Origin of the sequence: Streptomyces sp. NPDC005266 (assembly GCF_040607655.1) — a bacterium.
Taxonomy (GTDB): Bacteria; Actinomycetota; Actinomycetes; order Streptomycetales; family Streptomycetaceae; genus Streptomyces.
The window spans coordinates 12,674-21,980 of record NZ_JBEXHC010000003.1 but is presented as its reverse complement, the minus strand read 5'-3'; the positions used below and the strand labels follow the sequence as shown (position 1 = coordinate 21,980).

The 9,307-nt window shown below is 72.7% G+C and carries 12 protein-coding genes; 4 read left to right on the top strand and 8 right to left on the bottom strand.

Going from position 1 to position 9,307, the window contains the following annotated elements; translation table 11 throughout:
• The first annotated feature begins 257 nt into the window (after window positions 1-257).
• Both ABZU99_RS06445 and ABZU99_RS06440 read left to right on the top strand, forming a co-directional pair.
• Window positions 258-980 carry a polyprenol monophosphomannose synthase gene (locus ABZU99_RS06445; RefSeq protein WP_355941570.1) on the top strand — a complete coding sequence of 241 codons (723 nt, stop codon included), beginning with the start codon at window positions 258-260 and terminating at the stop codon, window positions 978-980.
• Window positions 981-1,076: 96 nt separating this feature from the next.
• Window positions 1,077-1,268, top strand: coding sequence for a Rho termination factor N-terminal domain-containing protein (locus ABZU99_RS06440; RefSeq protein WP_355941471.1), 192 nt, complete (start codon window positions 1,077-1,079; stop codon window positions 1,266-1,268).
• Between the two features lie 13 nt (window positions 1,269-1,281).
• Here the strand turns inward: ABZU99_RS06440 and ABZU99_RS06435 are convergent, their stop codons facing one another.
• From ABZU99_RS06435 to ABZU99_RS06410, 6 genes are read right to left on the bottom strand one after another with little or no spacing between them, the layout of a single operon-like run.
• On the bottom strand, window positions 1,282-3,087 hold the full coding sequence (locus tag ABZU99_RS06435; RefSeq protein ID WP_356043407.1) for a complex I subunit 5 family protein: 1,806 nt from the start codon (window positions 3,085-3,087) through the stop codon (window positions 1,282-1,284).
• 4 nt (window positions 3,088-3,091) lie between these two features.
• Window positions 3,092-3,436, bottom strand: a complete 345-nt coding sequence (locus ABZU99_RS06430; RefSeq protein ID WP_355941476.1) for a cation:proton antiporter subunit C — start codon at window positions 3,434-3,436, stop codon at window positions 3,092-3,094.
• Window positions 3,433-4,221: an MnhB domain-containing protein gene (locus ABZU99_RS06425; protein ID WP_355941479.1), complete on the bottom strand. Its 789-nt coding sequence runs from the start codon at window positions 4,219-4,221 to the stop codon at window positions 3,433-3,435. The genes ABZU99_RS06430 and ABZU99_RS06425 overlap by 4 nt, the downstream gene beginning before the upstream one ends.
• Window positions 4,218-4,499 (bottom strand): DUF4040 domain-containing protein, encoded by a 282-nt coding sequence (locus ABZU99_RS06420; RefSeq protein ID WP_356043403.1) that lies wholly within the window; start codon window positions 4,497-4,499, stop codon window positions 4,218-4,220. The genes ABZU99_RS06425 and ABZU99_RS06420 overlap by 4 nt, the downstream gene beginning before the upstream one ends.
• Window positions 4,496-4,945, bottom strand: a complete 450-nt coding sequence (locus ABZU99_RS06415) for an MrpF/PhaF family protein (protein ID WP_356043400.1) — start codon at window positions 4,943-4,945, stop codon at window positions 4,496-4,498. Before ABZU99_RS06415 ends, ABZU99_RS06420 begins: the two co-directional genes overlap by 4 nt.
• Window positions 4,942-5,106, bottom strand: coding sequence for a hypothetical protein (locus ABZU99_RS06410; protein WP_355941488.1), 165 nt, complete (start codon window positions 5,104-5,106; stop codon window positions 4,942-4,944). The genes ABZU99_RS06415 and ABZU99_RS06410 overlap by 4 nt, the downstream gene beginning before the upstream one ends.
• 123 nt (window positions 5,107-5,229) lie before the next feature.
• Between ABZU99_RS06410 and fxsA the strand changes: the two genes are divergently transcribed.
• Entirely contained in the window at window positions 5,230-5,862 is a 633-nt protein-coding gene (fxsA, locus tag ABZU99_RS06405) for an FxsA family membrane protein (protein WP_355941573.1), read from the top strand.
• A gap of 103 nt (window positions 5,863-5,965) precedes the next feature.
• On the opposite strand, the gene ABZU99_RS06400 is transcribed toward fxsA, so the two are convergent.
• Together ABZU99_RS06400 and ABZU99_RS06395 are read right to left on the bottom strand one after the other, a co-directional pair.
• The gene (locus tag ABZU99_RS06400) at window positions 5,966-6,340 is read right to left on the bottom strand and encodes an RNA polymerase-binding protein RbpA (protein WP_014056358.1); all 375 of its coding nucleotides are present in this window, start codon (window positions 6,338-6,340) and stop codon (window positions 5,966-5,968) included.
• 256 nt (window positions 6,341-6,596) lie between these two features.
• The gene (locus tag ABZU99_RS06395; protein ID WP_355941576.1) at window positions 6,597-7,184 is read right to left on the bottom strand and encodes a hypothetical protein; all 588 of its coding nucleotides are present in this window, start codon (window positions 7,182-7,184) and stop codon (window positions 6,597-6,599) included.
• A 162-nt stretch (window positions 7,185-7,346) separates the two neighbouring features.
• On the opposite strand from ABZU99_RS06395, the gene ABZU99_RS06390 reads away from it, so the two are divergent.
• Entirely contained in the window at window positions 7,347-8,870 is a 1,524-nt protein-coding gene (locus ABZU99_RS06390) for a PLP-dependent aminotransferase family protein (RefSeq protein WP_356043396.1), read from the top strand.
• The last annotated feature ends 437 nt before the right edge of the window (window positions 8,871-9,307 follow it).

The following is a 9,307-nucleotide window of genomic DNA, read 5'->3' as shown; positions in this document are numbered from 1 at the left end:
GCGACGCGCGCGAGGCCGACCAGCCGCGCCGTGGCGGTGAACGTGAGGGATCGCCTCGTGGGGGGAGAAGCGAACAGTCAGGCACGGTGAGCGACGCGCGCGAGGCCGACCAGCCGCGTACCGAGGCCGACGAGCCGCGCACCGAGGGCGACCAGCCGCGTACCGGGGGCGAGGAGCCGCGCACCGGGGCCGGGGAGCCGGCCAGCGCCAAGGAGGACGACGGCGGTCAGCGGAAGTACGGTCCGCTCGGCACGACCTTGGTGATCATCCCGACCTACAACGAGGCGGAGAACATCAAGCCGATCGTCGCCCGGGTCCGGGAGTCCGTGCCCGACGCGCATGTCCTCGTCGCGGACGACAACAGCCCGGACGGCACGGGCAAGGTCGCAGATGAGCTCGCGGCCGAGGACGACCAGGTCCACGTGTTGCACCGCAAGGGCAAGGAGGGCCTCGGCGCCGCCTATCTGGCCGGTTTCCGCTGGGGTATCGAGCACGGCTACGGCGTCCTCGTGGAGATGGACGCCGACGGCTCGCACCAGCCCGAGGAGCTGCCCCGGCTGCTCACCGCGCTCAAGGGCGCCGATCTGGTGATCGGTTCGCGCTGGGTGCCCGGCGGCCGCATCGTCAACTGGCCCAAGTCCCGGGAGTTCATCTCCCGTGGCGGCAGCACGTACTCCCGGCTGCTGCTCGATGTGCCGATCCGCGATATGACGGCCGGCTACCGCGCGTTCCGCAAGGAGACCCTCGAAGGTCTCGGCATGGACGAGGTCGCCTCCCAGGGCTACTGCTTCCAGATCGACCTGGCCTGGCGCGCGATCAAGGCGGGCTTTCATGTGATCGAGGTGCCGGTCACCTTCATCGAACGGGAGCGCGGGGAGAGCAAGATGAGCCGTGACATCGTCACCGAGGCGGCGTGGCGGGTCATGTCCTGGGGCGTGGGCGCCCGGGTGAACAAGCTTCTGGGGCGCAAGGACGATTAGCCGCCGCCCGCACCGCGTGGTGGTACAGCGCTCGGAGTAGTCCCGCAGGCATCTTCCCGCCCCTTACCGGACACTGAAGGCGGAAGGAGGCCGAACATGGCTAAAACGACTATGAAGAGCGGCAAGAGCACCACGCCGCGCGGGACGATGGCCCGCAAGAGTGCCAAGTCCGGTGGCATGGAGGCGCGGACCAAGGAAGAGCTGTACCGCGAGGCCAAGAAGGCCGGCATCGAGGGCAGGTCGCAGATGTCGAAGAGCCAGCTGATCTCGGCCCTGCGCGACCGCTGAGAGCGGACAGCGCCTAACGGACGCCCGGGACGGTGAGCGCCGCGAGCAGCGCCGTCCCGGCCACCATCCAGGCGACGTAGTCACCGACGTGCCCGGACTGAAGCCGCCGTACGGGGGCGAGCGGCGCCGTCCCGGTGCGGGCCGGCCGCCGGACCGCCAGTGCGGCCAGGGCGACGGCGAGAGCCGTGGACAGCAGCCCGAGGAGGATCCCCGCCGCCGACCAGTGCGGCGGCGCCAACTCCGGTGCGGCCGTGGCCCGTCCGTCGAGGACCGCGTGCCGGTAGCCGGTCCCGTCGGCGAACAGCGCCCCCGCCCGGCCCATGGCGGGCCCGACGGCGGGGATCACCCCGACGGCGAGCGACGCGGCCAGCAGCACGGCCGGCACCGCCGTCATCGGCAGGGGAATGCGCCACAGCCGGCCGGCGGTCTCCGGCTCCTCATCGCCGGTGGTCTCCGGGCCTTCGTCCTTCCCGTCCCGGGGCCGTGGGCCCGCCCCGGCGAAAACCCGCAGCGCGGCGCGCAGCACCGCGCCGCCGGTCACCGCCGACACCAGGACGTACAGCGCGGGCAGCCATCCGGCGGTATGGCCCGCCGCCTCCTCCGCGACGGCCTTGCCGAGCCCGGAGCCGAATGGCGGCAGCCCGCAGAGCGCCAGGCCGCCCGCCGTGAACAGGACGCCGATCGTCGGGAGTTCCCGGGCGCGTCCGAACAACTCGTGCTCGTCGACCGAGGCGTAGCGGTTCAGGAGGATGCCGGTGCACGCGAACAGGGCCGCCTTCACCCCCGCATGGCCGAGCACATACAGAGCCGTGCCCGCGAGGCCCTCGGGGGAGAGCACGGCCACGCCGGTCAGGAACAGCCCGGTATGGGCCACGGTCGAAAAGGCCAGCAGCCGCTTGAGATGGCGCTGCTGCCAGCACATCACCGCGCCGAGCAGCGCCGTGAGGGTGCCGAGGGCCAGCAGCGCGTGGGTGAAGGCGGAGTGCCCGATGCCGCCGGGCCCCGCGAAAACCGTCCAGTAGAGCCGTGCGACCCCGTACACCCCGAGCTCGACCATCACACCCGAGAGCAGCATGCAGACCGGCGTCGGGGCGACGGCATGCGCGTCCGGCAGCCAGAAGTGGAAGGGCACGGCCGCCGCCTTCACCAGCAGAGCGGTCGTCACCAGGACGAACGCGGCCAGCACCAGACCGTCGGGCTCGCCCGTATCCAGCTTCCGTCCGATCTGGGCGAAGCCGAGCTCCCCGGTGCGCGCGTACAGCAGTGTGATCCCCAGCAGTGCGGCGTATGCGCCGAGGGAGTTCACGATGCCGAAGGCCAGCGCCCCCTGCAGTGGCTTGGGCTCCTCCACCCGGAACCCGGTGAGGGCGTAGGCGACGACGCCCATCAGCTCGAAGAAGACGAACGCGTTGAACAGGTCGCCGGTCAGCGCGAAGCCGCACATGCCCGACTGGAACAGCAGGATCAGGGCGGGGAACGAGCCGGGATGACGGCGCGGCGGCTCCTCGAAGTACCGCCACGAGTAGACGAGGACGGCGACGACCAGCAGCGAGACCAGTGCCGCGAGCCCGGTCCCCAGCGGATCGCCGACCAGGACGATGCCCACCGGCCGCCAGCCGCCCACCCACTCCACCGGATACGGCCCCCGGCCGCCGGGCCGGCCCAGCAGCGTGAGAGCCAGCGCCGCGGTGACGGCGGCGAAGGCACAGCCGAGAACGTCGGACGCGACCCGGGGGAGCCGTCGTCCGAGGGCCACCAGCACCGCCGCGCCGAGCAGCGGCACGGCGACCACCAGCGGCAGCAGCCTCGCGGAGTCCACCCGGTCAGCCCTTCAGCTCGGACAGGGCGTCGGGGTCGACCGTCCCATGGCGTTTGCGGAGCTGGACGACGAGCGCGAGGAGCAGTGCGGTCACGGTCGCGCCCACCACGATGTCGGTGAGCGCGAGCGCCTGCACCACCGGATCGACGACTCTGCTGTGGGTCGGGACGTCGGAGAAGACCGGTGCCGTGCCGCCGCGCCGGTAGCCGACGGCGAGCAGCAGCACATAGGTGGACGACTGGGCGACGGCCAGACACCCCACGGCATGGATGAGGTTCCGGCTGGTCACCAGCCCGTACACCCCGATCAGAAAGATCCATCCGGCGATCGCGAACGGCAGGACCGTCACCCTTGCTCCCTCGTCTCGTTGCCGTCGTTTCCGTTGTCCTGGTTTCCGTTGTCCTCGCCGGGCTCCTCGATCTCCACGGCCTGGTCCAGAAAGCGGGCCAGCAGCACGACGACCCCGCTGGCGACCTCCATGCCGACGGCCGCGTTCAGCACGATGACCGTGCCGCCGGAGGACAGGGTGGCGAAGGTGCCGAAGGGGAGGACGTTCGCCAGGAACGCCGACCCCGCGAGGACGGCCGCGAGTCCGGTGACGACATACGCCGACTCGCCGACCGCCTCCCCGATCTCGTACAGCGTCAGCGGCCGGACGCGCTCCAGCGCCCCGTAGTCGGCGGCGATATAGAGCAGATGCAGCGCGGTGGCGGCGACCACGCCGCCCTGGAAGCCACCGCCCGGACTGAGCTGTCCATGCGCGATCACATAGAGCCCGACGAGCAGCGCGAGGGGCAGGATCACCAGGGCGAACGCGCGCACCCGGGGATGGACGGCGGCGGGCGCGGGATCCTCACGGTGCTCATCGGCGGTCTGGCGGAGCAGCACCACGGCGCCGAGCACCGCGGCGAACAGGATGCTCTCCTCGCCGAGCGTGTCGAAGGCCCGCAGATCGAAGTTGACGGACGCGATGGCGTTGGCCGTGTGATGACTGAGCGCGGCGCGCACGGCCCGCTCGCCGTACGGGTGGCTGCCGGTGCCGAACGGCGGCAGCCCGGCACAGGCCACCGCGAACAGGGCCGCGAAGCCCACCGCGCCCACCAGGAAGACCCACAGCCGGGCGCGCGGGCTCACCGGTCACGGCCCCGGGGCTCATCCACGCCGTCGCCGTTGCCCGGGCGGCGCCGCACCTTCCGTACGGTCAGCAGGATCATCAGGGGCGTCACGGCGGAGCCGACGGCGAGCTGGGAGAGCGCCACATCCGGCGCCTGGAGGAAGGTGAACAGCAGCGCCAGCGACAGCCCGAGGAAGGAGAGGACCAGCGCCTGGCGCACCGGGTCCCGGTTGAGCACGGCGGCGGTGGCGGCGCCCGCGACCAGCAGCAGCGCCACGACGATGAGCGCATCGCTCACTTCGCCGCACCCCCGTTCCCGCTCGCGGGCCGGCTGCCGCCCGCGCTCGTCACCACGCTGCCCGCGATCAGCAGGGCGCCGATCAGCAGCAGTTTCAGCATGGCCCGGCCCGGCCCGGTCGCCACGCACAGCGGCAGCACGGTCGCGGGCACTCCCACCAGGGCCGTCCACCGCACCAGCCGGGAATCGGGCAGGACGCCGAGGAAGCGGGCGTAGATGAGCGTGCCGGTGGGCCCGAGGACGGCGAGCACCAGCGCCACATCCACATACGAGGGGCGGCCCAGACCCTGGGCGGCCGGCAGGACGGTGAGACCGGCCAGCAGCGAGGTGAGGTTCTGGGCGATCAACCGGTCCCCCGGCTCGCCGCGGGCGATCCACCACAGCACCGGCGCGAGGGCCAGCAGCGGCACCAGCGCCGCCAGCAGCCAGCCGTCCGACGCGCTCACCGCCCGGCCACCGCCCTGCGCCCGGCGCGGACGAGCAGGGCGGCGGGCAGCGCGGCAGCCGCGCCCACCATGATCTCCAGCGGGTCCACGGTGCTGATGAGCACCAGCCAGACCCCGGTCAGCACCGCCCAGCTCACCACGACTTCCAGCACACCGGCCATCCCGACACCTCCATCGGCAGCGGATACCCCAACCGCCGCCGCCGATTCCCCGGTGATCCGCGGCGTTGATCCGCGGCCCCGGGGTCCAGGTCCCGCCCGCGCCCGGGCACACTTGGATGCATGATGACCGGCCCATCGCAGCCAAGCGACGCGACCCGCCCGAAGCGCTCACGTACCCGCTCCTTCGTACCGCTGGGCATCGCCGCCTGGCTGGTGCTGGAGATCTGGCTGCTGACCGTGGTGGCGCGGGCGGCGGGTGGGTTCACCGTGTTCCTGCTGCTGGTCGCGGGCGCGGTCGTGGGCGCCGCCGTGGTCAAGCGCGGGGGCCGCCGGGCCTGGCAGAGTCTGACCCACTCCATGCAGCCGGGCGCCGCGGCGGGCGAGCCGCGTGCGCGGGCCGGATCATCCTTCACGATGATCGGCGGGCTGCTGCTGATGATGCCGGGGCTGATCTCCGACCTGGCCGCGCTGGTGTGCCTGTTCCCGCCGACCCGGGCGCTGCTGCGGCGCCGCGCCGAGGGCGCGCTGTCGCGCCGGCTGGGCTATGTGCCGGGGTCGCCGGCCGATCCCTTCCGGCAGGCCGGGGAGGGCCGGGCCCGCGGGGAGCGCCCGGGCGAGGGCAAGGTCATCCGGGGCGAAGTGATCCGGGAAGACGAGCCGCGCCAGGATGGCGAAGCGAGCCGGGACGGCCGAATGATCGGGCGCGACGATGTGATGCGGGACGAGACGGACCCGGACCGCGACCCGGACCGTTGAGCCCGCCGCTCCGCGGCACCCTCAACGCCATCAGCGCACGCAAGGGCCGGGGCCACTGCTCAGCAATGGCCCCGGCCCTCGATCGTCAGTGCTGCCCTACGGGTCAGGCAGACTTACGGGTGTCCCGCGGGTGCACCGCGATGTTCATGGCGCCGGAGCGCAGGACCGCCAGCCGCTCGGCCAGCACCTCCTCCAGCTCCTCGCGGGTGCGCCGCTCCATCAGCATGTCCCAGTGTGTGCGCGCGGGCTTGCCCTTCTTCTCCTCAGGACCATCGCCGTCCACCAGGAGTGCCATGGCGCCGCACGCCTTGCACTCCCACTCCGGCGGGATCTCCGCCTCTACCGAGAACGGCATCTCGAATCGATGTCCGTTCTGGCATGCGTACTCCACCGCCTGGCGCGGGGCCAGATCGATGCCGCGGTCGGTCTCGTAGCTGGTCACCACGAGTCGCGTGCCGCGGAGAGCTCGCTCACTCATGAATCGTGCCTCCCGGGCTTGTCGCCCACAGGACAGGTGTCGCTGTCGTCGTCATCCGGTCAACGTCCGGTCGGCGGTGAAGATTCCCGTGTTGGGACATGCGTCGCCCGTCGTGCCGCCCCGTTGTTCTACCCACAGGCGCCCGGTTTGTCACATCTGGCAGCAGATGTCACCCAGCGTTTCTGGTACTTTAGCGCGCAGTAACGGTCCGCCTGGTAGGCCAAGGGCGTACACTACCCCTCCATCGGCCTGACCTCTAAATCAGGTCCTTGATCCGGCCGCTCCGACCGCCCCGGGCCACCACCGTGGAGCCCTCCGCCGCGGGTGCGGGAATCGCGAACAGGCGCAGAAAGAACTGTGACAGCGGCCCTATGGTCAGCGCGTACAGTACCGTGCCCACGCCCGCGGATCCGCCCAGGACCAGCCCCGTGGCCAGCACCGCCACCTCGATGCCCGTCCGCGCCAGCCGTATCGACCGGCCGGTGCGCCGGTGCAGCCCCGTCATGAGACCGTCTCGCGGACCCGGCCCGAATCGCGCGGAGATGTACAGCCCCGTGGCCGCGCCGCACAGCACGATCGAGAAAGCCAGCAGCGGAATCCGCGCCGCCAACGCCTCCGGCGCTGGAACGAGCCACAAGGTGGCGTCCACCACCGGGCCGATCACCATGACATTGGACACCGTCCCCAGCCCCGGCCGCTGCCGCAGCGGGATCCACAGCAGCAGCACGGCGGCGCCGACGATCACCGTCACAGTGCCGAACGAGAGCGGCGTGCGCTCGGCGATCCCCTGGTGGAACACGTCCCAGGGGTCGAGCCCGAGCGTGGCGCGCACCTGAAGCGCCATGGACACGCCGTACAGGGTGAGCCCCAGGTAGAGCTGGACAAGACGGCGGGGGAGGCGGTCGGACAACGCGTGCTCCTGGTGTGAGTGACGGCGGGCATGTCACTCTGTGGTCGAGAACCAGTCCAGTTCCATGGCCAATTCCAGAAAGGTGGACTGTATCCGATGAGTCCGTGGACGTCCGCGGTCGGGGCACCCCAGCTGGCCCGGCTGCTCGGGTCACAGCACACCCGCGACGGCGTGGCCGCCGGGGCGGCCACCTCCCTCGCCGGAGCCCGCCGCCTCCCCGCCTACCGCGCCCTCGCCGACGGCGTACGACTGCTCATCCTCGAGGGCCGGGTCCCGGTCGCGGCGCGCCTGCCCGCCGAGCGTGAGCTCGCCGCCGCGCTCGCCGTCAGCCGTACTACTGTGGCCGCCGCGTACGAGGCCCTGCGCGGTGAGGGTTTCCTGGAGTCGCGGCGTGGCGCCGGAAGCTGGACCGCCATGCCCGCCGGCAGCCCGCTGCCCACCCGGGGGCTCGACCCGCTGCCCCCGGAGGCCGCCGCCTCCGTGATCGACCTCGGCTGCGCCGCGCTGCCCGCCCCCGAACCGTGGCTCACCCGCGCGATGCGCGGCGGCCTCGGCGAACTGCCGCCCTACGCCCACACCCACGGCGACTACCCCGCCGGACTGCCCGCACTGCGCCAGGCGCTCGCCGACCGCTACACCGCCCGTGGCATCCCCACCATGCCCGAACAGATCATGGTCACCACCGGCGCCATGGGCGCCGTCGCCGCCGCCTGCCGGCTGCTGGTCCGGCCCGGTGAGCGCGTCGCCGTCGAATCCCCCTCGTACGCCAACATCCTCCAGCTGATGCGGGAAGGGGGCGCCCGCCTCGTCCCCGTCGCCATGGCCGACCGGCTCGCGGGCTGGGACATCCCCTCCTGGCGCCAGGTCCTGAGCGCCGCCGCGCCCCGGCTGGCCTACGTCGTCGCCGACTTCCACAACCCCACCGGGGCGCTCGCCACCGAGGAACAGCGCCGGCAACTCGTCGACGCCGCCCGCTCCGCCGGGACCGTCCTGATCGCCGACGAGACCATGGCCGAACTGCGCCTGGACGACGAGGTGGAACTGCCCCGCCCCGTCTGCGCCTTCGACCCGGCCGGCAGCACCGTCATCACCGTCGGCTCGGCCAGCAAATCCATCTGGGCCGGACTGCGCATCGGCTGGGTCCGCGCCGCGCCCGACATCATCCGCAGCCTCGTCGCCGCCCGCGCCTACGCGGACCTCGGCACGCCCGTCTTCGAACAGCTCGCCGTCGCATGGCTGCTGAACACCGGGGGCTGGGAAGAGGCCATCGCCGTACGGCGCGCGCTCGCCCGCGGCAACCGCGACGCGCTCGTCGACGCCGTCCGACGCCATCTGCCCGACTGGGAGTTCGCCGTCCCCCACGGCGGCCTCACCCTCTGGGCCCGCACCGGCGGCCTCTCCGGTTCCCGCATCGCCGAGGCGGGCGCACGGCTGGGAGTACGAGTGCCGTCGGGGCCGCGCTTCGGGGTGGACGGGGCCTTCGAGGGATACGTACGGCTTCCCTTCACGGTCGGCGGAGCGGTGGCGGACAAGGCCGCGAGCCGTTTGGCGGCGGCGGTGGATTTGGTCGCGACGGGGGCCGCCACGGAGGCCGAATCGCCGCGGACGTATGTGGCGTGATCCGCGGGGCGTGATCCGCGGGGCGTGATCCGCGGGGCGGGGTGCCGGTGTGGGTGTGGGGTGTGGGTGTGGGGTGCGTGGGTGGGTGCGGGTGTGGGGTGCGTGGGTGGTGGGTGCCGGGGGCGGGGCCTCCGGGGCGGGGGCCCTGGACCGTATATTTACGGCGCCGTTAGCCGGAAGCGTGGGGTGGGCCGGAGATTGGCGCCACAAATACACGTCAGCGTCCAGGACCCCCACCCCTGCACCCCCGCCCCCTCCCGTCCGCCCCCGGCCCGGCGGCCCGGCGACCCCGGCCCACGATGCGGTCCGGCTCAGCCGCGTGGGCGGTGGTGGGGGTGGGAGCACCCCCGCCCCCTCCCGTCCGCCCCCGGCCCGGCGGCCCGGCGACCCCGGCCCACGATGCGGTCCGGCTCAGCCGCGTGGGCGGTGGTGGGGGG

Bases quoted from the DNA above. Each gene is read 5' to 3' on its own strand.
- ABZU99_RS06440 (WP_355941471.1), top strand. From the start codon at position 1,077: ATGGCTAAAACGACTATGAAGAGCGGCAAGAGCACCACGCCGCGCGGG.
- ABZU99_RS06410 (WP_355941488.1), bottom strand. From the start codon at position 5,106: ATGGCCGGTGTGCTGGAAGTCGTGGTGAGCTGGGCGGTGCTGACCGGG.
- fxsA (WP_355941573.1), top strand. From the start codon at position 5,230: ATGACCGGCCCATCGCAGCCAAGCGACGCGACCCGCCCGAAGCGCTCA.
- ABZU99_RS06400 (WP_014056358.1), bottom strand. From the start codon at position 6,340: ATGAGTGAGCGAGCTCTCCGCGGCACGCGACTCGTGGTGACCAGCTAC.
- ABZU99_RS06395 (WP_355941576.1), bottom strand. From the start codon at position 7,184: ATGGCGCTTCAGGTGCGCGCCACGCTCGGGCTCGACCCCTGGGACGTG.
- ABZU99_RS06390 (WP_356043396.1), top strand. From the start codon at position 7,347: ATGAGTCCGTGGACGTCCGCGGTCGGGGCACCCCAGCTGGCCCGGCTG.